Annotated in this window: 27 protein-coding genes; 14 read left to right on the top strand and 13 right to left on the bottom strand. The window is 70.7% G+C overall.

What is annotated here, in order from left to right:
- The first annotated feature begins 322 nt into the window (after window positions 1-322).
- The 12 genes from Bsp3421_RS07325 (at window position 323) to Bsp3421_RS07270 (ending at window position 11,032) form a co-directional block, all read left to right on the top strand.
- Window positions 323-1,879 (top strand): MFS transporter, encoded by a 1,557-nt coding sequence (locus Bsp3421_RS07325; RefSeq protein WP_273997691.1) that lies wholly within the window; start codon window positions 323-325, stop codon window positions 1,877-1,879.
- 61 nt (window positions 1,880-1,940) lie between these two features.
- A complete protein-coding gene (locus tag Bsp3421_RS07320; protein ID WP_273997690.1) occupies window positions 1,941-3,029 on the top strand; it encodes an AfsA-related hotdog domain-containing protein in 1,089 nt (362 codons plus the stop codon).
- A 104-nt stretch (window positions 3,030-3,133) separates the two neighbouring features.
- Window positions 3,134-3,436 (top strand): hypothetical protein, encoded by a 303-nt coding sequence (locus tag Bsp3421_RS07315; RefSeq protein ID WP_273997689.1) that lies wholly within the window; start codon window positions 3,134-3,136, stop codon window positions 3,434-3,436.
- Entirely contained in the window at window positions 3,429-4,130 is a 702-nt protein-coding gene (locus Bsp3421_RS07310) for an SDR family NAD(P)-dependent oxidoreductase (protein ID WP_273997688.1), read from the top strand. Before Bsp3421_RS07315 ends, Bsp3421_RS07310 begins: the two co-directional genes overlap by 8 nt.
- On the top strand, window positions 4,127-5,503 hold the full coding sequence (locus tag Bsp3421_RS07305; protein WP_273997687.1) for a class I adenylate-forming enzyme family protein: 1,377 nt from the start codon (window positions 4,127-4,129) through the stop codon (window positions 5,501-5,503). The genes Bsp3421_RS07310 and Bsp3421_RS07305 overlap by 4 nt, the downstream gene beginning before the upstream one ends.
- Window positions 5,504-5,507: 4 nt before the next feature.
- Window positions 5,508-5,750 carry an acyl carrier protein gene (locus Bsp3421_RS07300; RefSeq protein WP_273997686.1) on the top strand — a complete coding sequence of 81 codons (243 nt, stop codon included), beginning with the start codon at window positions 5,508-5,510 and terminating at the stop codon, window positions 5,748-5,750.
- Window positions 5,747-6,793: a 3-oxoacyl-ACP synthase III family protein gene (locus tag Bsp3421_RS07295; protein WP_273997685.1), complete on the top strand. Its 1,047-nt coding sequence runs from the start codon at window positions 5,747-5,749 to the stop codon at window positions 6,791-6,793. The genes Bsp3421_RS07300 and Bsp3421_RS07295 overlap by 4 nt, the downstream gene beginning before the upstream one ends.
- Window positions 6,790-7,656, top strand: a complete 867-nt coding sequence (locus tag Bsp3421_RS07290; protein WP_273997684.1) for an alpha/beta fold hydrolase — start codon at window positions 6,790-6,792, stop codon at window positions 7,654-7,656. The genes Bsp3421_RS07295 and Bsp3421_RS07290 overlap by 4 nt, the downstream gene beginning before the upstream one ends.
- A gap of 19 nt (window positions 7,657-7,675) precedes the next feature.
- Window positions 7,676-7,966 carry a YciI family protein gene (locus Bsp3421_RS07285; RefSeq protein WP_273997683.1) on the top strand — a complete coding sequence of 97 codons (291 nt, stop codon included), beginning with the start codon at window positions 7,676-7,678 and terminating at the stop codon, window positions 7,964-7,966.
- Window positions 7,967-8,038: 72 nt separating this feature from the next.
- Window positions 8,039-9,589 carry an FAD-dependent monooxygenase gene (locus Bsp3421_RS07280; protein WP_273997682.1) on the top strand — a complete coding sequence of 517 codons (1,551 nt, stop codon included), beginning with the start codon at window positions 8,039-8,041 and terminating at the stop codon, window positions 9,587-9,589.
- 42 nt (window positions 9,590-9,631) lie between these two features.
- Window positions 9,632-10,309: an HAD hydrolase-like protein gene (locus tag Bsp3421_RS07275; RefSeq protein WP_273997681.1), complete on the top strand. Its 678-nt coding sequence runs from the start codon at window positions 9,632-9,634 to the stop codon at window positions 10,307-10,309.
- 36 nt (window positions 10,310-10,345) lie between these two features.
- Window positions 10,346-11,032, top strand: a complete 687-nt coding sequence (locus Bsp3421_RS07270) for an HAD family hydrolase (RefSeq protein ID WP_273997680.1) — start codon at window positions 10,346-10,348, stop codon at window positions 11,030-11,032.
- Between the two features lie 30 nt (window positions 11,033-11,062).
- Here Bsp3421_RS07270 and Bsp3421_RS07265 read toward each other — a convergent pair whose 3' ends face one another.
- The 4 genes from Bsp3421_RS07265 to Bsp3421_RS07250 all read right to left on the bottom strand — a co-directional run bounded on the left by Bsp3421_RS07265 (window position 11,063) and on the right by Bsp3421_RS07250 (window position 14,229).
- A complete protein-coding gene (locus Bsp3421_RS07265; protein ID WP_273997679.1) occupies window positions 11,063-12,103 on the bottom strand; it encodes a zinc-dependent alcohol dehydrogenase family protein in 1,041 nt (346 codons plus the stop codon).
- Between the two features lie 82 nt (window positions 12,104-12,185).
- Window positions 12,186-12,671, bottom strand: coding sequence for a hypothetical protein (locus Bsp3421_RS07260; protein ID WP_273997678.1), 486 nt, complete (start codon window positions 12,669-12,671; stop codon window positions 12,186-12,188).
- Window positions 12,672-12,984: 313 nt separating this feature from the next.
- Window positions 12,985-13,557 (bottom strand): hypothetical protein, encoded by a 573-nt coding sequence (locus Bsp3421_RS07255; RefSeq protein ID WP_273997677.1) that lies wholly within the window; start codon window positions 13,555-13,557, stop codon window positions 12,985-12,987.
- A gap of 480 nt (window positions 13,558-14,037) precedes the next feature.
- Window positions 14,038-14,229 carry a DUF3562 domain-containing protein gene (locus Bsp3421_RS07250; protein WP_273997676.1) on the bottom strand — a complete coding sequence of 64 codons (192 nt, stop codon included), beginning with the start codon at window positions 14,227-14,229 and terminating at the stop codon, window positions 14,038-14,040.
- A gap of 158 nt (window positions 14,230-14,387) precedes the next feature.
- On the opposite strand from Bsp3421_RS07250, the gene Bsp3421_RS07245 reads away from it, so the two are divergent.
- Together Bsp3421_RS07245 and Bsp3421_RS07240 are read left to right on the top strand one after the other, a co-directional pair.
- Entirely contained in the window at window positions 14,388-15,395 is a 1,008-nt protein-coding gene (locus Bsp3421_RS07245; protein WP_273997675.1) for an Acg family FMN-binding oxidoreductase, read from the top strand.
- Between the two features lie 174 nt (window positions 15,396-15,569).
- A complete protein-coding gene (locus tag Bsp3421_RS07240) occupies window positions 15,570-15,911 on the top strand; it encodes a DUF3564 family protein (protein ID WP_273997674.1) in 342 nt (113 codons plus the stop codon).
- Between the two features lie 19 nt (window positions 15,912-15,930).
- On the opposite strand, the gene Bsp3421_RS07235 is transcribed toward Bsp3421_RS07240, so the two are convergent.
- The 9 genes from Bsp3421_RS07235 to Bsp3421_RS07195 all read right to left on the bottom strand — a co-directional run bounded on the left by Bsp3421_RS07235 (window position 15,931) and on the right by Bsp3421_RS07195 (window position 26,094).
- Window positions 15,931-16,863, bottom strand: coding sequence for a 2-hydroxyacid dehydrogenase (locus tag Bsp3421_RS07235; RefSeq protein WP_273997672.1), 933 nt, complete (start codon window positions 16,861-16,863; stop codon window positions 15,931-15,933).
- Between the two features lie 66 nt (window positions 16,864-16,929).
- The gene (locus Bsp3421_RS07230) at window positions 16,930-17,184 is read right to left on the bottom strand and encodes a hypothetical protein (RefSeq protein ID WP_252987095.1); all 255 of its coding nucleotides are present in this window, start codon (window positions 17,182-17,184) and stop codon (window positions 16,930-16,932) included.
- A gap of 75 nt (window positions 17,185-17,259) precedes the next feature.
- A complete protein-coding gene (locus Bsp3421_RS07225; RefSeq protein ID WP_337995270.1) occupies window positions 17,260-17,874 on the bottom strand; it encodes a response regulator transcription factor in 615 nt (204 codons plus the stop codon).
- Window positions 17,871-20,708 carry an ATP-binding protein gene (locus tag Bsp3421_RS07220; protein WP_273997669.1) on the bottom strand — a complete coding sequence of 946 codons (2,838 nt, stop codon included), beginning with the start codon at window positions 20,706-20,708 and terminating at the stop codon, window positions 17,871-17,873. The genes Bsp3421_RS07225 and Bsp3421_RS07220 overlap by 4 nt, the downstream gene beginning before the upstream one ends.
- A gap of 61 nt (window positions 20,709-20,769) precedes the next feature.
- Window positions 20,770-21,669 (bottom strand): Csu type fimbrial protein, encoded by a 900-nt coding sequence (locus tag Bsp3421_RS07215; protein ID WP_337995279.1) that lies wholly within the window; start codon window positions 21,667-21,669, stop codon window positions 20,770-20,772.
- Window positions 21,670-21,735: 66 nt separating this feature from the next.
- Window positions 21,736-24,153 (bottom strand): fimbria/pilus outer membrane usher protein, encoded by a 2,418-nt coding sequence (locus Bsp3421_RS07210; protein WP_273997667.1) that lies wholly within the window; start codon window positions 24,151-24,153, stop codon window positions 21,736-21,738.
- A gap of 2 nt (window positions 24,154-24,155) precedes the next feature.
- On the bottom strand, window positions 24,156-24,983 hold the full coding sequence (locus tag Bsp3421_RS07205) for a fimbrial biogenesis chaperone (RefSeq protein ID WP_443111482.1): 828 nt from the start codon (window positions 24,981-24,983) through the stop codon (window positions 24,156-24,158).
- A gap of 18 nt (window positions 24,984-25,001) precedes the next feature.
- A complete protein-coding gene (locus tag Bsp3421_RS07200; RefSeq protein ID WP_273997666.1) occupies window positions 25,002-25,541 on the bottom strand; it encodes a Csu type fimbrial protein in 540 nt (179 codons plus the stop codon).
- On the bottom strand, window positions 25,531-26,094 hold the full coding sequence (locus Bsp3421_RS07195; protein ID WP_443111481.1) for a spore coat protein U domain-containing protein: 564 nt from the start codon (window positions 26,092-26,094) through the stop codon (window positions 25,531-25,533). The genes Bsp3421_RS07200 and Bsp3421_RS07195 overlap by 11 nt, the downstream gene beginning before the upstream one ends.
- Between the last annotated feature and the right edge of the window lie 31 nt (window positions 26,095-26,125).

The following is a 26,125-nucleotide window of genomic DNA, read 5'->3' as shown; positions in this document are numbered from 1 at the left end:
CGGCATTGCCGATAGCATTATTTCGCGGTCGACAACAAGTCTTAAAAACACTTTGCCCGCGTTTTGTTTATTCTGAGATTTCACATTAAGCGGCATTAAGCCCGCCGGACCGGTCACGCGCCAATCCGGGCGGCCGACATTCTCCATCCCGAGTCCACTGGGAGAAGCAAGTGCATCGAGTTGAGTCTCTCGTCGACCGCGCCCGCTCCGGGTCGAGCGCCGCGCCCGTTCCCTGCGGATAAGGCCTGCCGTTCCACGCAAGCGCGAGGCGGCCCCCGCCGCCCGCCGTTTCCCCCAACCGTTCGCCATACACGAGTCATTCATGAATTCGAACGTTCAAACAGCGACCGCCTCGTCGAGGCAGGGTCTGGTTCTGATCGCCGTGATTCTCGCGTGCTTCAGCGTGCCGCTGAACTTCACCGCGGGACCGACCGCGCAGCCCTATATCGCCCACGATCTCGCGGGCGGCGCGGTGGCGCTGTCGTGGATCACCAATGCGTTCTTCCTGGCCTGCGGCAGCACGCTGATGGTCGCGGGCGCGATGGCCGACCAGTTTGGCCGCAAGAAGATCTTCGCGATCGGCATGGTGATCTCGACCGTGATGTCGTTCCTGATGCCGTTCGCGCCGAGCGTGTTCGTGCTCGACCTGCTGCGCGTGCCGCAGGGGCTCGCCGCCGCCTGCGCGTATTCGGGCGGCATCTCGATCCTCGCGCAGGAATTCGAGGGGCATACGCGCGCCAAGATCTTCAGCGCGATCGGCATCACCTTCGGCGCGGGCCTCGCGTTCGGGCCGACGATCGCCGGCATCCTGATCACCGGCTTCGGCTGGCGCGCGGTGTTCTTCGGCAGCACGACGATCAGCCTGGTCGCCCTCCTGCTGTGCGTGACCGCGATGACCGACAGCAAGGATCCGAACGCGCGCGGCCTCGACTGGTGGGGCGCCGCGGTCTTCACGCTGATGCTGACCTGCTTCACCTACGCGGTGATCCAGGCGCCGACGAGCGGCTGGACCAGCCCGCTGATCCTCGGCCTGTTCGCCGCCTCGGCGCTCTCGCTCGTCGTGTTCGTCATGATCGAGCGCAGCGTCGCCAATCCGATGCTGGACCTGTCGCTGTTCGCCTATCCGCAGTTCGTCGGCGTGCAGCTGCTGCCGCTCGCCGCCGCCTACTGCTACGCGGTCCTGCTCGTGGTGCTGCCGCTGCGCTTCATCGGCATCGAGAAGCTCACGGCGCTCGACTCCGGCCTGCTGATGATCTACTTCTCGGGTTCGCTGCTGTTCATCCCGTTCGTCGCGGCCAGCCTGACCCGCTTCGTGCCGATCGGCGTGCTCGCCGGCTTCGGCATGCTGATCTCGGTGGTCGGCATGTTCTTCCTGATGCGCGTGCCGGTCGGCGACCACGGCCTCGCGATGCGCATCAATCTCGCCGTGATCGGCTTCGGCGTCGCGATCCCGTGGGGGCTGATGGACAACCTCGCGGTCTCGGTCGTGCCGAAGGAAAAGGCCGGCATGGCGATCGGCATCTTCGGCGCGCTGCGCGTGTCGTTCGACACGACGGCCATCGCGATCGTCGGCTCGCTGCTCGCGTTCTTCATCGCGCAGCACATGAGCGCGACGCCGGGCCTGGACCCGGCGGCGGTCGCGGTGGCGTCCGCGCAGCTGTCCGCCGGCGCGCTGCCGAAGGCGCAAAGCCTCGTGCCGTCGCTGAGCCACGCCCAGCTGCTGGCCGCCTACGACGGCGCGTTCCACCGTCTGTTGATCGTGCTGATCGCGCTGACCAGCGCCGCGACGCTGCTGGTGTTCGCGCTGCTCTGGCGCATCAACCTGGAACACGACGAAGACAGCGCCGAGCCGGCGCTCGGCATGTCCGTCGCTGAATGAACGCTGGCTTCGCGACGCGCGCGAATTTCCTCAACTTCATCGAAACGGGTGGACCGGAATCATGATGCTGCATGAAATCCCGCCGCAACTGCTGCACAAGGGGTCGGCCGACGACGTCCTGATTCACCGCTATCGGCCGGCGCCGCCCCTCTATCTGGACGAAACGGCAGCGGCCCGGATCGCCGCCCACCCGGACGCGGGCGCGCTGGCCGACCTGTACCGGCCCTGCGACGGGCGGCGCGCCCGTCTCGACGTGCCGCTCGACGCGCACGGCCAGTTCCGCGGGGACGACGCCGCGCTGTCGAGCCGCGTGCCGGCCGATCCGCGCTGGCATGCGCTGCGCGGCGTGCCCTACCAGGTGCTCGACGCGCGCCTCGCGGGCGCGCCGCTCGACGACGCGGCGGCGCGGCTCGCCGCGGCCGGCGGCGACGCGCTGCGCTGGTCCAGCGCCTACGAGATGATCAACCATGCGGATCACTACTACTTCTACCGCAAGGAGCACGAGCACGTGCCGGGCGTGATGCTGATCGAGGCCCAGCGCCAGGCGGTGTACTGCCATCTGTACAAGCACACGGCGCACCAGCGCGGCCGGGTGACCGTCAGCCTCAACGCGCTGAACTCCACCTTCCACGCGTATGCGGAGCTGATGTATCCGATCGAGCTGGTGGTCGACGACCTCGCGCCCGGCCCCGTCGCGCGGCCGCGCAAAATCGACTATCGCGTGTCGTTCTACCAGCGCCGGAACCTGATCGCGGTGATCGACACGAAAGCGACCGTGATCGACATGGCAGGCTTCGAGCGGATCCGCGACATCTTCCTGGTTTCCGACGACTGGTATGCGCCGATCGACGCGGCGCGCGTGCAGTGCCGGGTCGACACCGACGGCGTGCGCCGCGACGCGCAGCTGCTCGGTGTATCGAAGGCCGGCTGCGTGACGCGAGCGCTGGATCTCGAACGCGGACGCGTGCATGCGCTCGTCGTGTCGGACCCGGAAGGCGTCGCGTTCGAGCAGGAGGTCGCCTTCGACCGCGATCTCGACGACGGCCGGACCCTGTGGCGCTTCGTGAATTCGACGCCGGACAAGGTCATCGACATCGGGCGGGTCGTCAAGCGCGGCTTCGTCGCCAGCGAGGGCGCGCCGATGTTTTGACGGGCGGCGCGCCGCGACGACCGCGCCAGGCATGGGTTTTATTTAGTCATACATAGCAGATTGATAAACGCACGATCACTTGAAGTATTTCGAGGGAACACGTCATGACGGAAATCATTCGGGACATCATCAATCGCGCGATCGACGCGCAGGAAGCCCTGCTGCCCGCACCGGTCGACCGCTCGCGGGGCGACGCCACGCCGATCTTCGGCGAAGGCGCGCCGTTCGATTCACTGGGGCTCGTCGCGCTGATCGTCCAGATCGAGGAAATGGTCGAGGGCGAACTGGGCGCCGGCATCACGCTCGTCAGCGAAAAGGCCATGTCGGCGCACCGCAGCCCGTTCGCCACCATCGGCGCGCTCGCCGAATTCATCGAATCGCTGCTACCGGAGGCTGCCCGTGTCTGACGCGCCGATCACGCTCATCACCGGCACCCGCAAGGGTATCGGCAAGTATCTGGCCGAGTACTACGTATCCCTCGGCCACGAAGTCGTCGGCTGCAGCCGCGAGGACGCCGACTGGACGCTGTCCGGCTACGACCATCTGTGCGCCGACGTGGCCGACGAATCGGCGGTGCGCCGCATCATGAGCTTCATCCGCGACAAGCACGGCCGGCTCGACAACCTGATCAACAACGCCGGCATCGCAAGCATGAATCACGTGATGCTGACGCCGCTCGCGACCGTCAACCGGATCCTCAACACCAACGTCACCGGCACTTTCCTGTTCTGCCGCGAGGCGTCGAAGCTGATGGCGAAGCGCCGCAAGGGGCGCATCGTCAACTTCACGACCGTCGCGACGCCGCTCAAGCTCGAAGGCGAGGCGATCTACGCGGCGTCGAAGGCGGCGATCGGCTCGCTGACCGAGGTGATCTCGCGGGAGCTGGCGCCGCTCGGCATCACGGTCAACGCGGTCGGCCCGACGCCGATCGAGACCGACCTGATCCGCTCGGTGCCGAAGGACAAGATGGACCGCCTGCTCGCGCGTCAGGCGATCCCGCGCTTCGGCACCTTCGCCGACGTGTCCAATGCGATCGACTTCTTCCTGCGTCCGGCGAGCGACTTCGTGACGGGACAGAACCTCTACCTGGGTGGCGTATGAACGCGCTCGACACGCTCGACGCGCGCTTTGCGGCCGCCGGCGATGCGACGGCGCTCGTCGTCGGCGACGACGCGCTGCGCTACGGCGCGCTGCGCGCGGCGATCGCGGACGAAGAGCGCAGGCTGCGCGACACGGGCTGCGTCGCGGGCGTGGTCGCGCTCGTGGCCGACTATTCGCTGCGCTCGATCGCGTGCCTGATCGCGCTGTGGCGGCTCGGCAACGTGGTGGCGCTGCTGACCGACCGGCAGGCGCCGCAGGAACGCGAGCTGATCGCGATCGCCGAGGCCGGCTGGGTGATCCGCAGCGGCGCGGACGGCGACGTCCGGCTCGCGGCGACCGGCGCGACGGTATCGCACCCGCTGCTCGCCGGCCTGAACGAGGCGCGCGAGCCGGGCTTCGTGATCTTCTCGTCGGGTTCGACCGGACGGCCGAAGGCGAGCGTCCATCGCGCGCTGCCGTTCCTCGACCGGCATGTCGGTCAGAAGCGCTGCCTGCGTTCGATCTCGTTCCTGCTGTTCGATCATGTCGGCGGCCTCAACACGCTGCTCTACGTGCTGTTCAACCAGGGCATGCTGGTCGTGCCCGCGTCGCGGCGGCCGGAAATCGTCGCCCAGGCGATCGAGACGCACCGGGTGCAGGCGCTGACCACCTCGCCGACCTTCCTGAACCTGCTGATCTTCAGCGGCGCGCTCGACCGATACGACCTGAGCGCGCTGGAAGTCGTCAACTACGGCACCGAGCCGATCACCGAGCGCGTGCTGGAGCGCCTGTCCGCCGCGCTGCCGCGCACGCGCTTCTCGCAGGCCTACGGCCTGACCGAGACGGGCATCGTGCCGACCCGCTCCGCATCGTCGACCTCGAACTGGGTGCGCATCGGCGGCCCCGGATGCGATGTGCGCGTGGTCGACGGGCTGCTCGAAGTGCGCAGCGCGACCACGATGCTCGGTTACCTGAACGCGCCGAGCCCGTTCACGGACGACGGCTACTTCAGGACCGGCGATGCAGTCGTGCGCGACGGCGAGCTGTTCCGGATCATCGGCCGCCAGTCCGAGCTGATCAACGTCGGCGGCGAGAAGGTCTATCCCGCCGAGATCGAGCGCGTGCTGAAGGACCTCGACGGCGTGATCGACGTCACGGTGAGCCGCGGCGAGCATCCGCTCGTCGGGCACATCGTGACCGCGACGTTCCGCGTCGCCGCGCCCGAGCCGCTCGACGCATTCCGCCAGCGCCTGTACGCGTTCTGCAGCGGCCGGCTGCCGGCCGCGCGCATTCCCCGCAAGATCCGCATCACCACCGAACCGCTGCACGGCGAGCGCTTCAAGAAGATGCGCACGACGGTCGACCGCGATTCGTTCGCCAACGAGGAGGCTTGACATCATGGACATGGAAACGATCCGCGCGGAGCTTGCCACCCTGCTCGAAGTGCCGGTCGGGGAATTGACCGACGACGCGCCGCTGCATCAGTTCGGCAACTGGGATTCGCTGGCGATGGTGGCGCTGATCGCCTACCTCGTCAGCGGCGGCCAGCCCTCGGTGAACGTCGACCGGCTGGAGAAGCTCGCGACGGTCGGCGAGATCCGCGCGCTGCTCGCGCCCGCCTGCGCGGAAGCCGCGCGATGATCCTCTCGCTCGATCAGGTGCGCGTGTCGGCGGTCGCCGCCGCGCTGCCCGCGCGCACGCTCGACATGAGCAGCCTCGCCGCCGAATACGGCGAGCTGGAGACGCGGCGCATCGTCGAGAGCACCGGCATCCGCGCGGTGCGCGTCGCGGAGGGGCTCTCGACGGGCGACCTGTGCGAAGCCGCGGCCCGCCGCCTGTTCGCGCAGGCGCGGGTGCGGACCGAGGCGATCGACGCGGTGGTGGTGGTCACGCAGACGCCCGACGACTTCATGCCGGGCGCGGCGGTCAGCCTGCAGGCGCGCCTCGGGCTCGCGCAGGGCTGCCTCGCGTTCGACATCGACCACGGCTGCTCCGGCTACGTATACGGCCTGCTGCAGGCCGCGATGCTGGTGCGCGCCGGCTGCCGCTCGGTGCTGCTGTGCACGGGCGACGTGACCACCAAACTGCTCAAGCCCGGCGAGCGCCACGTGCGGATGGTGTTCGGCGACGCGGCGAGCGCCACCCTCGTCGAACCCGGCGGCGGATGCATCGACTTCGCGTGCTGGACCGACGGCGGCGGCGTCGGCCACCTGAGGACGCCGATCGACTACACGAACAGCGCGCACGCGGCCGCGCGGGTCGGCCATCTGCACATGAACGGCAACGAGGTGATGAACTTCGCGCTGTCGCGCGTGCCGCCGCTCGTCGACGCGCTGCTCGCGCACTGCCGCCTCGATCGCGCCGCGCTCGGCCTCGTCGCGCTCCACCAGGCCAACCAGTTCATGCTGCGCTACCTGCGCAAGATCCTGAAGCTGACGGCCGAACAGACGCCGATCGGCCTGGCCGACGTCGGCAACACGGGGCCCTCGTCGATTCCGCTGCTGCTCTCGACCGGGCTCGGCTTCCCGGAGCGGGCGCGCGAGCAATCGCTGCTGTGCGGCTTCGGCATCGGCCTGTCGATCGCGGCGGCGCGGCTCGACCTCTCGGCCACCCGCTGCTTCGCGCCGGTCGACGTCGCGCCGGCCGATGCGACCCGCGACATCGCCGAACAGGTTCCGGCGTGAACGGCCCGACGCTGTTCCACCGCCTCGACGGCGCGGGCCCGGAAGCCGTCGTGATGCTGCCCGGCCTGCAGGCGGACCATCGGATCTGGCGCGCTGTGCAAGCGAGCCTGTCGCCCGCATGGCGCACCGTGGCGGCGGACAACCGCGGCTTCGGGCGCAGCGGCTTCGACGGCGCGCCGCTGTCGATCGAGACGATGGCGGACGACGTGCTGCGCCTGATGGACAGCCTGTCGATCGAGCGCTTCTGCGTGGCCGGGCATTCGATGGGCGGCGCGATCGCGCAATGGCTCGCGCATCGGCATCCCGGGCGCGTGCGCGCGCTCGCGCTGTGCAACACGTTCCGCGCGATGCGCAGCGACACGCTCACCGCGATCCAGGCGCGCCTGCGGTCGCCGTGCGATGCGCGGGACTGGGCCGACATTCAGCATCGCTTGTCCGCGCATCTTCTCGCGAGCGGGCCGCTGCGCGGCGCGGCCGGGGCGGCGATCGTCGAGCGGCGCGCGCGGTCGATGGAGGCGGGCCACGTCCTGGGCCTGCGCCGGCAGCTCGATGCGCTGCTCGCGTTCGACTCGCGCGCGTGGGTCGGCGGGCTGCGCGTGCCGACGCTGATCGTCGATTCGGCCGCCGATCGCCGCTTCCTCGTCGCGGAAGCGGACGCGCTCGCGGGCGAGATCCCCGCCGCGCAGCGCGTCACGCTGCCGGGCGGGCACGCGAGCACGATCGAGCAATGGCGCGCGCTCGCTCACCTGCTGGAGACCTTCTTCGGCATCCACGCGCCGGGCCGGCCGCCGCGGCCCGCGCACCCGACACCCATTTGCAGCACACGCGCCGGACGAACGCCGTTCGTCCCGGCGCACCCTTAACCTACCGACAGGAGCAAGCATGTATCTGATCATCTCGAACTACATCGTCGATCCGGCCAAGGTGGATCCCCACCGCAAGTCGCACGCGGACTGGGTCGCGAAGCACGTCGCCGACGGCACCTTCATCATCGCCGGCCCGAAGGACACCAAGGCGGGCGGCGTGATCCTCGCCAGGAGCATCGACAAGGCCGCGCTCGCGGCCATCATCGCCGAGGATTCGTTCGTCACCGAGAAGCTCGTCGAGAACCAGATCGTCGCGTTCGATCCGGTGTTCGCGACCGAGCAGTTCTCGGCGCTCAAGGCGCTGTGATCCCCCGCCGCCGCGCCCGGGTGCGGGACGCCCGGGCGCGGCGGCGGTTCAGTTGACGAACGGAACGCCACCATGACGGATACACGGACGCACTACGATGTCATCGTCGCGGGCGCCGGCCCGATCGGGCTGCTGCTCGCCGCCAATCTGACGCGGCTCGGCCTGCGCGTCGCGGTCGTCGAGAAACGCGCGACCCGCTCGACGCAGTCGAAAGCGTCGTCGATGAACGCCTATTCCCTCGCGATCCTGCATGCGCTCGGCGTCGCGCCGCGCTTTCTCGACGCCGGCAAGCCGATCCGGGATCTGGTGCTGTACTGGAACGAGCGACGCCTGATGCGCGTCGACTATCGCCGCCTGCCGTCGCGCTACGACTACATCCTCGGCCTGTCTCAGCCGGAAACCGAGGCGCTGCTCGAAGCGTGCTGCGTCGAGCTGGGCGGCGACCTGTTCCGCTCGACCGAGCTGCTCGATTTCACCGAGCACGAAGACACCGTGGCGGTATCGCTCGCGCCCGAACGGCGCCTGACCTGCCGCTACCTGGTCGGCTGCGACGGCGGCCGCAGCACGGTCCGGACGCTGCTCGGCCTCGATTTCGACGGCATCGACCACGGCGTCGGCTTCATCATGTTCGACAGCAGGATCGCCTGGGACGGCGACCTCGGCGTGGTGCACTACTACGTGAAGGAAGGCAGCTTCCTGATCATCATCCCGCAGGCGAGCGGCACCCACCGGATCATCATCAAGACGCGCGACGACGAAACGGTCGACGAGCGCGCAGCCGACAAGCCCGCCGCCTACCAGGCGCTGGTCGACAAATACGGCCCGCCCGGCGTGCGCGTCGAGGCCGTGATCTGGGAATCGCGGACCCAGTACTACAACCGGCTCGCGAGCCACTATCGACGCGGCCGCGTGTTCCTCGCCGGCGACGCGTGCCACCTGTTCAGTTCGATCGGCGGCCTCGGCATGAACACCGGCTTCCAGGACGCCTTCGCGCTCGCGTGGCGTCTCGCCGGCGTCGTCAAGGGGCGCTTCAGCGAGCGCGTGTTCGATTCGTACGTCGAGGAGCGGCGCGGCATCACGCGCCAGCTGATCGCGAGCACCGACATCAACACGCGCCTCATCACGCGCCTCGACAAGGACGAACACGGCCCGCTGCGCGACTGGCTGCCGTCGATGCGCAACCGGCCGCGCATCGCGCACGGCTTCCCCTACAACTTCTCGGGGCTCGGCCAGCGCTATGCGAGCGGCCTGTTCGTCTCCGGCGGCGGCGAGCTGGTCGGCAAGCTCGTGCCGTATGCGGCGTTCACCGTCGCGGGCGCGCCGTGCTGCACCTACGACCTGATCGACAGCGCGCATTTCGTGCTGCTGACGGCTGGCGTCGCGCCGCCCGCGTTCGCCGCGCGCTGGCCGGACGGCGACCTCGTGCGCACGGTCGCGATCGACCCCACGGAAGCGAACCGCCCCGCGCTCGACGCGCTGCACCTGTCGCGCGCGCGCGCGCTGCTGCTGCGCCCGGACGGGATCGTCTGCATCGAGGACGCGCTCGAACACGAGGACGGCTTCACGTCGTTCCTCGACGCCATCGCGCTCGAAAGCGAGCACGAAGCATCGCGATGCGCCTGAACGCACGCACGCCTCTTTCCCCAACCTCACACGAAGGTCGTCATGAAACCCCTTCTCGTCTTTGATCTGGATGGCACCCTGGTCGATACCGCCCGGGACCTGGTGGGTACGCTCAATGCGCTGCTGCGCGAGCACGATCTGCCGATCGTCGCGCTGCACGATGCGCGCAACCTGATCGGGCGCGGCGCGCCGGCGCTGCTCGAACGCGGCTTCGGCGAGCGCCTGCAGGCCTGCACGGCCAACGAACGGCAGACGCTGCTCAAACGCTTCGTCGCCCACTACGAAGCGCATCTGCTCGACCACGCCACGCTGTACGACGGCGTCGCCGACGTGCTCGGCGCGCTGCGCGCGGACGGCTACGAGATGGCCGTCTGCACGAGCAAGGGCACCGGCCCCGCGACGACGATCCTCGAAGGGCTCGGGATCGCGCGCCTCTTCTCGGCCGTCTGCGGCGGCGACTTCTTTCCCGGCGCGAAAAAGCCCGACCCCGCGCACGTGCTCGGCACGATCGCGCGCGCGGGCCGCACGCCCGACCAGGGCGCGATCTTCATCGGCGATTCGAGCGTCGACGTGAAATCGGCCAGGAACGCCCGCCTGCCGATCGTCTACGCGACGTACGGCTACAGCGACATCGACCCGGCCACGGTCGAACCCGACGCCGAGATCGCGACGTTCGCCGCGCTGCCCGACGCCGTCGCGACGATCGCGGCCCAGGTCTGACGCCGCGCGCTTCCTCTCCCCGACCACGAACCCGACATGAATCGCTTCCGTAAAATCAAGCTGATCGCGGTCGACACGAACGGCGTCCTGCTGAAGGATACGTTCGGCGTCACCATCAAGCATTTCGTCGAACGCCACGGCGGCGTGCATACGCCGGAACTCGAACGCCTCGTGCTGGGCGCGCCGCATATCGCGGGCGGCCACATCATGTCGCTCGCCTGCAAGCTGCCGTGGACCGCGCAGGAGACCATCGACGCGTTCCTCGCGGAACACCGCGCCTACACGCGCGACGATCCGGTCACGCTCAATCCCGGCGTGGGCGAGGCGCTCGCGCTGCTGCACGGCACGGGCGCGCGCATCACCACCTATGGCGGCCGCCCGGAAGACGCGATGTTCGCGCAGTATCTCGGGCCGTTTCGCGCGCTGCTCGACGCCGAGATTCCGTACGTCGACATCGACCTGATCCGCCCGGGCATGAAGGAGATCGTGCGGGACCGCTTCGGCCTGGCGTTCGACGAGGTGCTGTTCATCGACGATCTCGCCAAGGTCGGCGAAGCCTGCCGGACGCTGGGCGCGGGCTTCATCGGCGCGCCCGTGACGGCATTCCAGCGTCAGCTGATGCGCGATGCGGGCGTCGCGCACCTGGTCGACTCGGTCGCCGAAATCAGCGTCGCGCTGCTCGACCGCATCGACGCGGCCCTGCTCGCCGGCCGCTTCTGGTAAGCGCGCGCGGCGGCATGCCTCGGCGGTGCATCAACCGGCCTCGATCAGCACCTTGAGCGCGTGCGTCTCGGCCGCGTGGCTGAAGGTTTCGTACGCGCGCCCGATCTCGTCGAGCCGGAAACGGTGGGTGATCAACTGCGTCGGGTCGAGCCGGCCCGCGCGCACCGTCTTCATCAGCATCGGCGTGCTGATGGTGTCGACGAGCCGCGTCGTGATCGAGACGTTGCGATCCCAGAGCTGCTCGAGATGCAGGTCCGCCTTGGTCCCGTGCACGCCGACATTCGCGACGATCCCGCCCGGCCCGACGATCGACGTGCACAGCTCGAAGGTGGCCGGAATGCCGACCGCCTCGATCGCGCAATCGACGCCCACGCCTTCGGTCAGGCGCAGCACCGCGCCCGCCGGATCGCCGTCGCGGCCGTCGACGCAATCGGTCGCGCCGAAGCGCCGCGCAATCTCGAGGCGATTCGCATCGGGATCGATCATCACGATCCGCGCCGGCGAATAAAACTGCGCCGTCAGCAACGCGGCCAGCCCGATCGGCCCCGCGCCGACGATCGCGACCGAATCGCCGGGCTGCACCTTGCCGTTGAGCACGCCGCATTCGAAGCCGGTCGGCAGGATGTCGGACAGCATCACGAGCGCATCCTCGTCCATCCCGGACGGGATGCGGTACAGGCTCGCCTGCGCGTGCGGAATGCGCACGTATTCCGCCTGCGTGCCGTCGATCCGGTTGCCGAGGATCCAGCCGCCCGTCTCGCAATGCGAGTACATGCCGCGCCGGCAATAGCCGCAGCGGCCGCACGAGGTGATGCACGAGATCAGGACGTGATCGCCCGGCGCGAGCGACTCGACGGCCGCGCCCACCTGTTCGATCACGCCGACACCCTCGTGCCCGAGCACGCGCCCGGGCTCGCAGCTCGGCACGTCGCCCTTCAGGATGTGCAGGTCCGTGCCGCAGATGGTCGTGCGCGTGACGCGCACGATCGCGTCGGTGGCGGCCAGCAGGGTTGGCTTCGGCCGCTCGTCGAGCGACTTGCGACCGGGGCCGTGGTAGACGAGTGCTTTCATCTTGCGTTCTCCGAATGAAACCCTGGGAATGCCGCGCCGGAATCGACGGAATCGACGGGGCGATCGCGGGGCGGCGTTCCGCTTAGTTTGAATGCGCGTCCGCGGCAGTGCCGTTCGGCCGCGCAGGCGCATCGGCGAAGCCGCCCGCCGGCTGTGCGCCGAACGCGGCGGCCCAGTCGCGCCACGGCATCGAGGCGTCCCGGGCGTCGAACGTGTGCTGCCAGTGTTTCGTCCAATCGCCCTGCCAGGCATGCAGCCCGTCGCGCAGCACGGCGACCGACGCCTGTTGCGCGCGCAGGTTCAAGGCGCCCGCGTCCTGCCACAGGCCCGCGCTGACCTGCAGATAATCGCGCCAGGCGAGCCGGCAGGCGTCCGTCAAGTCGCGGGCGTCGGCGGACGACCCGAGCGCATCGCCGACGCGACGCAGCGCATCGCGATCGCGCTCGATGCCGCGCCCGATCAGCGCATGCCAGTCGCGCCGCCAGTCCTGCGCGCACGCCAGCGCGCGCAGCGTCGCTTCCCAACCGTCCCGGCAGCCGTCGAGCGGTGTCGTGTTCCCCGTCATCATCGGTTCTCCCCTTTGATCGAATCGGCGGATCTCTGCGTCGCGCCGCCAAGCCGGCCCGCGACCCATTCACTGTGCGACCTCCGCGCCGGGCGGCCGTTGACGCACGTCAAGCGGGCGAGCGCGCCGGGCGCGCGACATCGGCGCGCAGGGAGCGCGTTCGCGGCGACGAAGAAAAGGTGCGCCGGGCGCGGCGCGGAGAAAAGCCCGGGGCGGCCGTCGGGCCGGCCCGGGCGAACGGCGGCGGGCGGCCACGCCACCCGCCTGCATCATGCGGGATGCCCGTCGTGCGGACGTCCTGCGCGGCCGATGCGCGTCAGCGCGCGCCGGTGACCGTGGTCGTCGCGAGCATGGGCATGCCCGCGATCGGCGCGGGCGATTGCTTGCGCAGCGCCACGAAGAAGTTGTAGGAGCCCTCGGCGATCCACGGGATATAGACCTTGTACTGGTTGCCCGGATGCTCGCAGTCCACCACATAGGCATTCGGATCGCCGGGCGTCGTCACCCACAGGCAGGCGTATTCGGCAACCGGCTTGGCGCGATCCTCGTTCCAGGTCCAGTGAATGGTCGTGCTGGCCGTGCCGTTCACCGGCACCGTCACGCGCTGCGGGTCCGCCGACAGGCTGCCGTAAGGCGGCGGGCAGTTGTACAGGCAGATCGTGCCGGGATTCCACATCAACCCCGGCGACTTGGCCAGCCACTGCACCAGTTGCGCCTGCTGTTCCTGATTCAGGCTCGATCGGTCGAGGCCGTCGCTCGCGCGCGTCATCGTGCCCGCCACCGCCGCGCGCAGCTGGTTCACGTCCACCTCGCCGGCCGCGTGCGCCACGCCTGCGCCGAGCACCGCCGCTTGCACGGCGAACAGCACGGACAACACGCGTCGTTTCATCTGTCTCATCTCCTGCTCCTTGTAGGTTTATCCCCGGGTAGGGTTGTCGCGGGCAAGCCGTTGCGCGATGGCCGAATCAATTGACCGGCGCATTTCAATCGCCATAAACCGCCCAGGGTAATGAAAGGATAAAAATCAGGAAATGAAAGAAGCGCGACTGGAAAATCAACTCGAAACAATCGCGCATTCCGCACACACTTTCGCACCTCGCATCGTCCACTCAGGCTGAACTCCGGCCTGTCGCGACGGCAAGCGACGGCGCACCGCCGCGCGAATCGCTCGACGACACGCGCGAAACCGGAATGGGAGCGCCCCCCGCACGCGGCCGGCCCGGTTCGATCGGAAGCCGTTCCCACGGTCGCGGAACGCCGCCGCACCAGTGCAACGCTCAGGCGCGGCATACCCCAGCCTCATCCCGATGCCTGCGCCCGCATCGATCCCGCGACATCCCGCGTCCGGGCGCCCCTCCGCACCGCGCCCCTAGCGTAGCCGCGCCGCGTTCAACCGATCGCGCACGCGCCGCAACGCGAACACGCGCACGTAATCGTGAATCCGCGCGCCCGCTTCGAGTTGCGCGCGCGCCTCGTCGTACCAGCGTGTCAATGCGTCGTCCGGGATCGCCAGTTCCCGGGCCGCGTCGCGCAGCGCGTCGGTCAGCCATTCGTGCCGCATCGGGTCCTCCTTCGTGCAGGGTCCGCCTTCACCCTAAGCCCGCCGTGCGCGCGGCGCGCGTCGTCCCGCGCGTCGCGCTTGACGTGCATCAACGCGCGCGGGCGCGACACCGGCACGATGCAAACGTGACGGCTCCGCCACCCGACAGGAGAAAGCCGATGCCTCCCGACGCCCTGCCTCTGTCCGACGAGGACGATCCGCGCGGCGCTTCGCTGCACGCGCTGCTGCGCTACGCGATCCTCGCGCCGTCGAGCCACAACTCGCAGCCCTGGCGCTTCGTCGTCGACGATCGCACGATCGCCGTGTGCGCGGACCGCGTGCGCGCGCTGCCGGTGGTCGACCCCTACGACCGCGAACTGCTGATCAGCTGCGGCGCGGCGCTGCTGAACCTGCGCGTCGCGCTGCATCACGCCGGCTTCGCGCACACGATCCAGTCCTTTCCGTCCGACGTCGATCCCGACGTGCTCGCGCTCGTGCGCATCGACGCGCACGGCCACCTCGATCCGGCGCTCGCCGCCCTGCTGCCCGCCATCCCGCTGCGCGTCACCACGCGTCTGCCGTTCTCCAGCGCCGCGGTGCCGGAACGCGTCGTGCAGGCGCTGGTCGAAGCGGGCGCCGCCGAGGGGGCGGAAGTGGCCTGCGTGAGCGATGCGGACGAGCGCGCGCGGGTCGCGGGGCTGGTCGCGCAGGCGGACCGCGAGCAGTTCGCGGACCCGCGCTTCCGCCGCGAGCTGGCCAGCTGGATCGATGCGCGCCGCCACGGCGACGGCATGCCCGCCTATGCGGCCGGCGCGCCGGCGCTGCTCGATTTCGCGACGCCGCTCGCCGCCTCCGCGATCCGCACCTTCGATCTCGGCGACGGCCTCGCGGCGCGCCATCTCGCGCTCGCGCACGGCGCGCCGCTGCTCGCCTGCATCGCGACCACGCGCGACGACCGCGACGCCTGGCTCTCGGCCGGGCAGGCGCTCGAACGCATGCTGCTGGTCGCCGCGCAGGCCGGCTTCACGGCGTCGTACCTGAACCAGCCGATCGAGGTCGAGACCTTGCGCGCGCGCCTCGGCCAGCTGCTCGGGCTCAACGGCGCGCCGCAGTTGCTGCTGCGCATCGGCCAGGGGCCGCGCATGCCGCACGCGCCACGCCGGCCGCTGGACGCGGTGGTGTCGTGACGCCGGCGGTGGCGCGCGAAGCCGGTCCCGCCTTCGATCGGCTCGCGCCCCGCGCCGGCAGACATCCCCGCGCGGATCGCTTCACGGCGCGCGCTGCGCGCACCGCTTCACGCACGGACGCCGTTTCGCCTCGCGTCCACCCTGTCCCACTATCCTGACTGACTGGAGATCACCGTGCGCATCACCGTTCATCTCGATGCATTCGACCGGCACCCGAACACCTACGCGATCCTGTGGTTCGACAAATCGCATCATCGCTGGTCGCGCGAAGGCCATGCGGGGCTCAGCCTGCCCGCCGGCGGGCTGCTCGCCTGCGTCCACGGCGCGACGCGCCTCGCCGCGCAACCGGGCGGCGAATTCGACTGCGTGCTCGAAGGGCTCGACCTGACGCATGTCGACGGGCCGTTCGAAGGCGAGACCGGCATCGCGCGCTGGCGCGCGACGCCCGAAGCGCGCGCGGCGCTCGGCGTCTGGCATGTGCAGTGCATCGACGCGGATCGCGCGCCGTCCGCCTGACGCGGGCCGCCGCCGCGATTCAGATCGGCGTCAGCAGGGCTTCGCCGGCGAAATGCCGCGCGGCGTTGTCGACGAACAGGCGCACCGCCGCGTCGACCGCCTCGGGCGAGGTGCCGCCGACGTGCGGCGTCAGCACGACGTTGTCGAGGTCGAGCAGCGCGGCGGGCGGCTGCGGTTCGCCCTCGTAGACATCGAGCCCCGCGCCCGCGATGCGCCGCGCGCGCAACGCGTCGGCGAGCGCGGCCGTGTCGACGACGCTGCCGCGCGACACATTGACGAGATAGCCTTGCGGGCCAAGCGCGTCGAGCACGCGCGCATCGACGAGGTGCCGGGTGGCCGCCCCGCCCGGCGTCGACACCACGACGAAATCGGCCCAGCGCGCGAGCGCTTCGGGCGAATCGAAATAGCGATGCGCGACGCCGTCACGCCGCCGGCGGCTGTGATAGCCGAGCGCCAGGTCGAAGCCGAGCGCGCGCCGCGCGACATGCGCGCCGATATGACCGAGCCCGAGAATCCCGAGCCGCCTGCCGGACAGGTTCGGCTGCATCGGCAGCGCATCGCGCCACACGCCCGCGCGACACGCGGCATCGAGGCGCACGATGCCGCGCACCACGGCGAGCAGCAGCGCGAACGCGTGATCGGCGACGCACGCGTCGTTGGTGCCCGCGCCGTTGACCACCGCGATGCCGCGCGCATGCGCGTGGTCGCGCGCGATGTTTTCATGGCCCGCGCCGAGCGCGCCGATCAGCTCGACGCCCGGCAGCCGGTCGATCTCGTCCGCGCGCAAGCCGGTGCTGCCGTTGGTCAGCACCGCGCGCACGGCGGGATCGGGGGTGGCGAACGCAGCCGCGCGCGACGCCGGATCGGCCGCGTGGCGCAATTCGAATGCATGGGAGAGCGCCGCATGCGCGGGCGGGCGCAGCGGAATCAGCACGAGCAGCGTCGGCTTCATGATGGCGGGGCGGCGGCGAGGAAGGGAATGGGCAGTGTAGCAGCGCGCCGCCGGCCCGGCCCGGGCTTACTCGGGCGGATGCGCGTCGAGCCACGCGACGATCTGCTGCGCGGCCTGCAGCGGCGTCACGGTCTCGCCCGTCGCCAGGGTCTCGTACTTGAAAGGGTCCGAACCATCGAGATTATCGAGTTCGGGCTGCGCGATCGTCCAGAGCCAGTCGATCCGGTCCGCGATCGGCGACGGCGCGCCTTCGATGCTGCAACGGCAACCTTCGATCTCGGTCACGAAGCCCGTGGCGGTAGGTGCAAAGCTTGAAAACACGGCGACTCCCGTCGAGATGCGCCGCTGCGCGGCCGGGTAGCGAGTATCGCACGACGGGCCGGCCGCGGCGCGCCCTCACGCGAGCCCGCTGCCGGACGCGTACAGCACCAGTTCGGCATCGCTCTTCAAGCCGAGCTTGTTCATCGCGTTGTGCTTGTGCGTGCTGACAGTCTTGATGCTGCGGCCGTGCATCTGCGCGATGTCGGTGAGCGTCAGGCCGCTCGCGCACAAACGCACGACCTCGACTTCGCGCGGGCTCAGTTGCGGCGCGGGGATCGCGCCGAGGCCGGCCGGGCGCGGCCCGCCCGACGACGGATCGTCGGCCATCTGCCCGATCGCGCGCGGCAGCTCCTCCAGCCCGCCGCGCTTGCTCAGCACCGCGAACGCGCCCGCGTCGCGAATGATTTGCAGCAACGCATGATTGGTCAGCATCGTGAGGACGATGATCCGCGTCGCGGGATAGCCCGCGCGGATCGCGGCCAGCATCGCGAGACCGTCGGAAGCCGAGCCGCCCGGCATCGCGAAATCGGTGATCACGGCATCGCACGGCTGCGCCGCGAGCGCCGCCAGCAGCGCGGCCGGGTCCTTGGCCTCGCCGACGATCGACACGTCGGGACGCTGCGACAGCACCTGGCGAATCCCCATCAACACGATCGGATGATCATCCGCAATCAGTACACGCATCTTCATTCTCCTTTCTGTTGACGCGATACCACGATGGCGTCGCGTTCGCCCGCCGCCGATGCGACGCGATGCTGCAGATGCCGGATCATCGCGAACACGTCCCCGACAGCGGTGCGCAGCGCATCGGGTTCGCCATCGAGCCGGCGTTCCAGTTCGTCGAGCAGCTCGTCGACATGCCGCTGCCCGAACAGACCAAAGGTACCGCGCGCGGTATGGCACCACGTGCGCAGCGCGTTGCCCGGCAGCACGCCGCGCAGGTGTTGTTCGAGCGTCGCGCGGTCGTGTTCGAGCGCGCAGGCGAAGGCCTCCAGGAACTCGCGCCGGCATGCGCCGCGCACCGGCACGCAGCCGATCCCGTCGAGCAGCGCCGCACTGTCGAGCCGCCCGGGATCGAAGCCGCCGCCGCCCGCGCATACGTCGGCCAGCGCGCGCCGCAGCGTGTCGAGCGGGGTCGGTTTGTCGAGACACACGACCATCCCGGCCGCGATGCAGCGCGCCACCTCGTCGCGCGCCGCCAGCGCCGTGACGCCGATCACGGGCGTCGCGCGCACGCGCGGATCGGGATGCGCGCCGATCGCGGTCGCGAGCGCCACGCCGTCCATGCCCGGCATCACGCAGTCGGTCAGCACGGCGTCGAACGGCGCGGCCTCCAGGGCGGCCAGCGCCAGCGCGCCGTCGCTGCACAGACGGCTGTCGTAGCCGAGCGCGCTCAGTTGCCGAGCGAGCGCCAGCCGGTTCAACGGATGGTCGTCGACCGCCAGGATCCGGAGCGACGACGACGGGCCGCTCCCGCGACGCATCATCGCGCCCTCGGTGCTGGATGTTGTCGCGCTGGATGTCGTCGTGCCGCACGTCGTCGCGCCGGATGCCGCCGTGCCGGACACCAGCGCGCTGGATGTCGTCGCGTCGCACGTCATCGCGCCGGATGCCGTCGTGCCGGGCACCATCGCGCTGGATGTCGCCGCGTCGCACGCCGTCGCACCAGACGCCGCCGCACCGGGCACCATCGCGCTGGATATCGTCGCGTCGCACGCCGTCGCTCCGGACGCCGCCGCACCGGACGCCGCCGCACCGGACACCGCCGCACCGGACACCATCGCGCTGGACGTCGTCGCGTCGCACGCCGTCGCACCAGACGCCGCCGTACCGAGCACCATCGCGCTGGATGTCGTCGCGTCACACGCCGTCGCACCAGACGCCGCCGCACCGGGCACCATCGCGCTGGATGTCGTCGCGTCGCACGCCGTCGCACCGGACACCATCGCGCTGGATGTCGTCGCATCGCACGCCATCGCACCAGACGCCGCCGCACCGGGCACCATCGCGCTGGATGTCGTCGCGTCGCACGCCGTCGCACCAGACGCCACTGCACCAGGCACCATCGCGCTGGATGTCGTCGCGTCGCACGCCGTCGCACCAGACGCCGCCGCACCGGGCACCAGCGCGCTGGATGTCGTCGCGTCGCACGCCGTCGCACCAGACGCCGCCGCACCGGGCACCAGCGCGCTGGATGTCGTCGCGTCGCACGCCGTCGCACCAGACGCCGCCGCACCGGGCACCATCGCGCTGGATGTCGTCGCGTCGCACGCCGTCGCACCAGACGCCGCCGCACCGGACACCATCGCGCTGGATGTCGTCGCATCGCACGCCGTCGCACCGGACGCCATCGAACCAAACGCCATCCCTCCAGACGCGTCCGACGGATCAGCCTCCGCCCGGGCAGACGCGACGACGCGCAGCCGGGCGCCGCCGGCCGCCCCGGGCGACGCCTCGCCCCACGATGCCGGCGCGGACCGAGGGTGTGGCCGTGCGGCGGCCGCGGCCGCGCCCTCGTCCGCGCCACCGGTATCCACCCGCGCCACCCGGGCGGCGCGCGCCCCGACGACCCCACAGCGAATCCAGGCCTCGGCCCGCGTGCCCTGCCGCGCGTCACTCGTCACCGCGACGTCGCCGCCGAGCGCGCGGGCCAGCTGGCGCGCGATCGGCAAGCCGAGCCCCGCGCCCTGCGTGTGCCGCGCGGCCTCGCCGCCGAGCCGAGCGAACGGATCGAACAGCCGCGCGAGATCGCCGCCCGCGATGCCCGCGCCCGTGTCGTCCACGGTCAGCACGAGCGTCACCGCGCCCTGCGCGACCTCGCGCACGTCGACGACGAGCGACACGCTGCCGCGCGCGGTGTACTTGATCGCGTTGTCGAGCAGATTGACGAGGATCTGCCGCAATCGGTCGCTGTCGGTGACGATGCGCGCCGGCACCTCATCCGCGACCCGCCAGCGAAAACCGAGGGCCTTGCGCCGCGCCCGTGCGCCGAACGGCGCAAGCGCCCCTTCGAGCCAGCCGCGCACGTCGACGCGCGTGATCCGCAGCGTCACCTGGCCGGCCTCGATGCTCGCGTAGTCGAGCATGTCGTCGAGCACCCGCGCGAGCGTGCTGCCGGACGCCTGGGCATGCGTGAGCAGACGCCGCTCGTCCGCCGAGAATGCGCCGCGCGGCAACAGTTCGATCAACGCGAGCATGCCGTTGGCGGACGCGCGCAGCTCGTGGCTCGCCATCGCCAGGTACTCGCGGCTCGCCCGCAACGCGGCACGGGTGCGCCGCGCCTCCCGGGTCAACCACGCGCCGCCCAGACCCGCGATCACGAGCCCCGTCACGCCCAGCGCGCTCAGCCCCGGCGCGGGCGGCAGCCAGTGGCCGGCCGCGCCGCAGGCTGCCGGCCATAAAGCGCCCCAGCCGCGCGCGCAGTCCGCGAACGCGGCCAGCGCCCAGACCGCCAGCCCAGCCAGCCATGCATGCGTGAGTACGCGGCGCCAATGTTTTCCGGCGACGAAGCCGTTGCGTTTCATGTTGTCGTTCCAATCGAAATGCCGCCGGGCGACCTCCGCGCCCCCTGCGCCGGCGGCTAGGCTAGTAGCGAACGTCGATGATCACGCTGTCGGTATACGCGCCGACGGGCGGCGTGGCCTGATCCGGATAGATCTTCGCGGTATAGGGAAACAGTTCGCTCGACTGGCCGTCGGCCGCGCCGTCGCTGGATGCCCGGTTGTCCGCCTGCCGCCATACCGCGCCGTCGGGACCGAACACGTCGTATTGCAGGCGATGCGCGCCATCCGCCATCTGACGCCGCCCGTTCGCGTGCGGCTGCCCGCCCGCGCCGATGCCGACCGTATAGGCCATGCCTTTCGTGCAGCGCAGTGCGAGACTGCCCGTGACCGTGGCGAAGTTCGATACGATCGGCGCCGCGCCGAAACTGAGATCGGGCGCATGGATCACGCAGTCGTTGGCGACCGTGGCCGACAGTTGCACGCTCGCCGAACCACTGCCGCGGTCGCGCCGCGAACACAGCCCCCCCGCACCGATCCCCGCGCAATAGTCCCAACGCCAGGAGAACGTCAGCGTGTCCAGATAGACGCCTGCCGCCACGTTTCGGCCCGACGGGATCTGGAAATAGAGCGGCAGCAGGTTCGATTGCCCGCCGAAAACGCCGAGCAGGTTCAGCAGGCGGCCGCTCGCCCAGTTGTAGGCCGTGTCGGGATTGAGCGGGATCGCGCGGTTCGCATCCGCGTGGATCTGGTATGGCACCCGATCGCCCGTCGGTCCCGCGAGACGCCCCCCGCGCCGTGAAACGACCGTCATCTCGATAAAATCGCCCGCCGCCGGCAAGCCGGCCGGCGCGCCGCTGCACGACAGGCCGCTGCTCGTCGTCGAGGTCGACTGCCGCTGGCTCGCGAGCACGAACGACGTGACGGTGCCGAACGAGGCCGGCGCCGCGGCGACGACCGCGCAGTCGGCATGCGCATCCGGCATGGCCGCGCCCGCGCACGACAGCGCGAGCGACGGAAGAAGCGGGCGAAGGCGGCTCATGCGCGGACCTCAGCGCGTCGCGTCGCAACGCAGCGGGCCGACCCGCCGCGCACCCGACGCGGCCGCGTCGAACGCGAACGCGACTTCGCAGGCGCGTCCGTCCGGCCACGCGACGCGCATGCGATTCGTCGCCGCGAGGTTCTCGAAGTAGGTCTCGCCACCCCAGCCGACGAGCGAGGTTCCGCCGCTCTCGATGTGGGTGACGCGCAAGCCGGCCCGCAACGGCAGCCCGTCCGCATCGACCAGCGCGACGCGCGCGGCCGCGACCCGCCGCAGCGGGAACCGCACCAGCGCGCCGGCGCGCTCGCGCACCGCGACCCGTCGCTCGGTGGCCGGCGCGCGCACGTCGGACGGCAGGTCGAGCGGATCGATCTCGTACTTGGCCGCGTAATACGACGGCGCCCAGGGCACCAGCAGATGGCCGGAACGGTCCGTCACGCCGACCGGCTGGTTCTCGTAGCGCACCGGCACGCCGCGCGCGCCGTCGGTGCTGACGACCACGAACGCGTCGTCGACCCGATTCGCGGCGAGCCACGCGCCGTCCATCCACACGAGCGCGCCCTGCGCCTCGCCCCAGCGGGTGTAGCGATTCTCCGCGCCGTGGCTGTAGACGCCGCCCTGCACGTGCAGCGCGCGATGGCGCCAGGCCAGGTCGGCCTGCCGATAGCGCGCGCCGCCGCCGGCATAGCCGAGGGTCCAGCCGAACCCGCCGTCGCTCGGCACGCCGCGGCTGTACTGGAGCCGCTCGCTGATGCGCCCGTCCGTGTCGCGTACCACGCCGCCCGTCGCCACGCCGTAAGCGCCGAGCGGCACGATCAGCTCCAGTTGCGCGCTCGCGCCGCGTTCGCCGAGGGTGCGGTTCAGCGCGGCGTAGAGCGTCGCGCCCCGCATCAGCGGCCGTGAATACGACAGGTTCAAGACCCGGTGACGTCCACCGTCCGCGCCGCGCATCTCGAAGTAGCCGGCGCCGAGCGTCCCGCCCGCGCGGCCGAAACTCAGCGCGCCCGTCGCCTGCGTGCTCGCGCGCGCGAGCCGGGCCCGGCTGCCCGGCCCCGCCTGCCGCTGCACGGACAGATCGCCATAGCCGGGCGTGCGCAGCACCCGCTGCACCGCCACACTGCCGCGCTGCGCGGTATAGCTGTAGCCGAACGCCTGTTGCCAGCCGCCCGCACCGTCGACACGGCCGTACGCGCGCGCCGCGTTGACGACGCCGAGCTGGCCGAGACCGAGCGTCAGGCCCGCGCCGCCGAGCGCGAGCCGCGCGCCGCCTTCGGCGTGCGCCTCGGCCGTCAGCCTGTCGGTCACGCCGTGGCGGACTACCCCGGATACGGCGAACCGCCCGTAGGCGAACGACCGCAGGCCGTAGTCGCGCCGCACGAAGCCCGCATCGAGCGCATACGAGGACCAGCCGCGCCGCAGCAAGGTGTTCGCGACATAGAACGGCACGAGGGTCTCGACCCGCCGGCCGAGCGCATCGGTGGTAACGAGCGTCGCCTCGCCCGCGCCGTTGATGAACGGCCCGTTGTCCATCGTGAACGGCCCCGGCTGCGCCTGGCCGCTCGCGGCGCGACTGCCGTTGATGAACAGATCGACGCTGGTCGGCACCGCGGCCTGCCCGGAAAAGCGCGGCAGCGGGTACGTGACGAGATCGGGCCGCACCGAGAAGTCGCGTGCGATCGACACGCCGCCCACGCGCACCGCGCTGCTCCACGGCAGCGCGCCCGTGATCAGGTCGCCCGCGGCATAGGTGCGCATGCGGTCCTCGTCGGCGTAGCGCCAGGACGTGTCGTAGCGCATATAGCGCGCGCCCGGGACGCTGCCGTCCGCGTGGTACACCCCATTATTGACGAGCGCGCCCCAGCGGTCGAACACGCGTTGCTCGAGCCACGCGGACGCGCGGTTGCGGCCTTGCGCCGACGCCGCCGCGTAGACGTCGTAGTTGAACAACGCGCCGAAACTCACCTCGGCCGGCGCCCGCTCGCGCGAATTGGCCGCGCCCAGTTGCTGATGCGGCAGCCAGCCGGGCGGCACCGTCAGTTTCAATCGCTGCAGCGTACTTTCGTATTCCATCGTCACCCCGTCGAGCCGGCCGAGATCGAGCCACTGATCAGCCGGCGCCTCTATCCGCACCGATGCCCGCGCGAGATCGCCCGCGCGGATCGCATATGCGCCGCCGCGCAGCCGCACCGCGACGATCTGCCCCGAGTCGCGCTCGTTGACGACCAAGTCCAGATACAGCATCGCGTCGCGCGCGGGCTCACCGGCGGGCGAGCCCGTCTGCGCCTGCACGGCCAAGGCCAGCCAGCAGCCGGCCGCGCCCGCGAGTCGGCCGAGCCGCGCCCGGCGCGCGGACGCACTTGGCCCTTGGGCGCGCGCCGCCCTCGCACCGTCGAGCGCGGCGCGGTCGTCATTCTGTTCGTCAAGCAATCTCAGCGCCCGGGCGGCTCCGCCTGTTCCACCTCGAGCGCGAGGCCGGCCGCGCCGTTGACGGTCGCGACCAGGGTCGGCCGGGTGCCGGACGCGAACGTCCCCGGCACCGGCCAGCGCATCCGCGCCCCCGGCAGCACATAGCCGAGCAGCCCGCGCGCCAGATCCACGCGCGCGCCGTTCGATTCCAGCACCGCCTGCGTGATGCGCGCGTGCACCGGCCCCTGGTTCGACACCTCCAGCCAGCGCCGGCCGCCTTCGCGCGCGAGCGACCAGCGCAGCGCCGGCCGTCCCGCGCTCGCGGGATCGCGACGTCGGCTCGGATCGTCGCGGGTCCACTGTCCCTCGCCGTACACGAACAACGGCACCGAGTAGTGCATCTGGAATTTCACGCCGAGCGAGGCATGGCCCGCCGACACTGGCGCCTCGTCGTCGGGTTGCGGAATCTCGTCGATCAGCACGCGGTACGCGTCCTCGCCGCCCGGCGCGACCGGCGCGATGCGCGTCAGCCGCACCAACTGGCGCGCGCCGGGCGGAACGGTCGCCATCGGCGGACTGCCCGCGACGCGCGCCTGGGTCTCGTCGTAGACGTCCGCGCCATCCACCTGCCGCCAGCCGAGCACCCGCACCTGCAGCGTCACCGGCTGGTCGTCGCGGTTCTCGAGCCACAGCGCCGCTGCGCGCTGGTCGCTCTCCATGACCGGATCGATCGGCCAGATCATCATCGACGCCGCCGCCCACGTGCCCCGCGCCGCCAGCAGCAGCATGCCCAGCACGACGAGCCGGGCTCGACGACCGCTGCCGACACTGCCCTCTCTTGCCCCAATCATCACGCACCCCTGAATGATTCAATATCCGAACGTGACCTGCGCCGTATCCGTATAGACGCCCGCCGGCACCCCACCGCCCGGCAGACTCAATTCGCCGTATATCGGCAACGCGACGATGCCGGACACCGGCATCGACACTGCTTGCCCGATCCCGATCGGCCGCGTGCGCGCGGCATCCGCGTACAGGCGATAGGGAATCCGCACGCCGCCGCCCGCCGTGAGCTGGCGGGCCCCGTGGCCCGCACCGGGTTGGCGTCCGCCATCGATCGTCAGCGCCAGGGTCGTGCCGGGCGAACATTCGAGTTGCAAGGCATGGCCCGCGGTCGCGACCGTCACCGTCCCTGCCGCCACCGCGGGATGCACGCCGAAATCGAGCGGCCCGAGGTCGAGCGCGCCTGCCCCCGCACCGCGCAGCCCGCATCCGGCGACGATCTGCGCGCTGACGCCGAAGGCCTGAGTGCGCGGCAACGGCGTATCGGCGCGCGGCGCGCCCGGCCATGCCAGCGCGCCGAACCACAGCGCGGCCCGCAGGCCGCGCGCGATGCCATCACCAGCCAAGCGTGATGCTCAACGTGTCGTTGTAGGCGCCGGCGTCCAGCGCCGACGGACTGACCTTGTTCGCGACGCCATACACCGGCAGGTCGAACGCGGCGCCTGGCGTCGGCACCGAGATGGTCTGCGCGGTGTCGGACACATACTGGGTGCTGCCCGCCTTGTCCGCGTAGATTTCATAGGGTACGTAGCTGGCGCCGTTGCTGACCGCGCGGGTGCCCGCGCCGATGCCCGCCCCCTTGCCCCCATGCCGGCCGGCGTCAACGGTGACCTGGACCGCCGCCACGTCGGGCGAACAGGTGATCTGCGCAGCGCCGGACGACCCGCTGCCGCTCACCGCGCTGCGCAGCGAACCGGTGAAGCCGCTCGGCTGCATGCCGAAGTCGAGGGTGCCGAAGCTGGTCGCGCCGACCGACCCGCCGCCCGCGTTGATCACGCAGCCCGAGGTCAGCATCAGCTTCGTATCGATCCTGCCGGTGAGCGGACTCGATTCGGCATAGGCGGCCCCGCAAGCCGACGCGGCCACGAGCGTGATCCAGGTTTTCATGCTCAATTTCATTTGTATTCCTATATGTTATTGAAAGAAGTGC

The sequence above is a fragment of the Burkholderia sp. FERM BP-3421 genome (genome assembly GCF_028657905.1).
In the GTDB taxonomy this organism is placed as follows: domain Bacteria; phylum Pseudomonadota; class Gammaproteobacteria; order Burkholderiales; family Burkholderiaceae; genus Burkholderia.
Note: the sequence above shows the minus strand (reverse complement) of the source record. Positions and strands in the feature narration are given on the sequence as shown.

Bases quoted from the DNA above. Each gene is read 5' to 3' on its own strand.
- Bsp3421_RS07325 (WP_273997691.1), top strand. From the start codon at position 323: ATGAATTCGAACGTTCAAACAGCGACCGCCTCGTCGAGGCAGGGTCTG.
- Bsp3421_RS07320 (WP_273997690.1), top strand. From the start codon at position 1,941: ATGATGCTGCATGAAATCCCGCCGCAACTGCTGCACAAGGGGTCGGCC.
- Bsp3421_RS07315 (WP_273997689.1), top strand. From the start codon at position 3,134: ATGACGGAAATCATTCGGGACATCATCAATCGCGCGATCGACGCGCAG.
- Bsp3421_RS07305 (WP_273997687.1), top strand. From the start codon at position 4,127: ATGAACGCGCTCGACACGCTCGACGCGCGCTTTGCGGCCGCCGGCGAT.
- Bsp3421_RS07300 (WP_273997686.1), top strand. From the start codon at position 5,508: ATGGACATGGAAACGATCCGCGCGGAGCTTGCCACCCTGCTCGAAGTG.
- Bsp3421_RS07295 (WP_273997685.1), top strand. From the start codon at position 5,747: ATGATCCTCTCGCTCGATCAGGTGCGCGTGTCGGCGGTCGCCGCCGCG.
- Bsp3421_RS07285 (WP_273997683.1), top strand. From the start codon at position 7,676: ATGTATCTGATCATCTCGAACTACATCGTCGATCCGGCCAAGGTGGAT.
- Bsp3421_RS07280 (WP_273997682.1), top strand. From the start codon at position 8,039: ATGACGGATACACGGACGCACTACGATGTCATCGTCGCGGGCGCCGGC.
- Bsp3421_RS07275 (WP_273997681.1), top strand. From the start codon at position 9,632: ATGAAACCCCTTCTCGTCTTTGATCTGGATGGCACCCTGGTCGATACC.
- Bsp3421_RS07270 (WP_273997680.1), top strand. From the start codon at position 10,346: ATGAATCGCTTCCGTAAAATCAAGCTGATCGCGGTCGACACGAACGGC.
- Bsp3421_RS07265 (WP_273997679.1), bottom strand. From the start codon at position 12,103: ATGAAAGCACTCGTCTACCACGGCCCCGGTCGCAAGTCGCTCGACGAG.
- Bsp3421_RS07260 (WP_273997678.1), bottom strand. From the start codon at position 12,671: ATGATGACGGGGAACACGACACCGCTCGACGGCTGCCGGGACGGTTGG.
- Bsp3421_RS07255 (WP_273997677.1), bottom strand. From the start codon at position 13,557: ATGAAACGACGCGTGTTGTCCGTGCTGTTCGCCGTGCAAGCGGCGGTG.
- Bsp3421_RS07250 (WP_273997676.1), bottom strand. From the start codon at position 14,229: ATGCGGCACGAATGGCTGACCGACGCGCTGCGCGACGCGGCCCGGGAA.
- Bsp3421_RS07245 (WP_273997675.1), top strand. From the start codon at position 14,388: ATGCCTCCCGACGCCCTGCCTCTGTCCGACGAGGACGATCCGCGCGGC.
- Bsp3421_RS07235 (WP_273997672.1), bottom strand. From the start codon at position 16,863: ATGAAGCCGACGCTGCTCGTGCTGATTCCGCTGCGCCCGCCCGCGCAT.
- Bsp3421_RS07225 (WP_337995270.1), bottom strand. From the start codon at position 17,874: ATGAAGATGCGTGTACTGATTGCGGATGATCATCCGATCGTGTTGATG.
- Bsp3421_RS07220 (WP_273997669.1), bottom strand. From the start codon at position 20,708: ATGAAACGCAACGGCTTCGTCGCCGGAAAACATTGGCGCCGCGTACTC.
- Bsp3421_RS07215 (WP_337995279.1), bottom strand. From the start codon at position 21,669: ATGCCGGATGCGCATGCCGACTGCGCGGTCGTCGCCGCGGCGCCGGCC.
- Bsp3421_RS07205 (WP_443111482.1), bottom strand. From the start codon at position 24,983: ATGATTGGGGCAAGAGAGGGCAGTGTCGGCAGCGGTCGTCGAGCCCGG.
- Bsp3421_RS07195 (WP_443111481.1), bottom strand. From the start codon at position 26,094: ATGAAATTGAGCATGAAAACCTGGATCACGCTCGTGGCCGCGTCGGCT.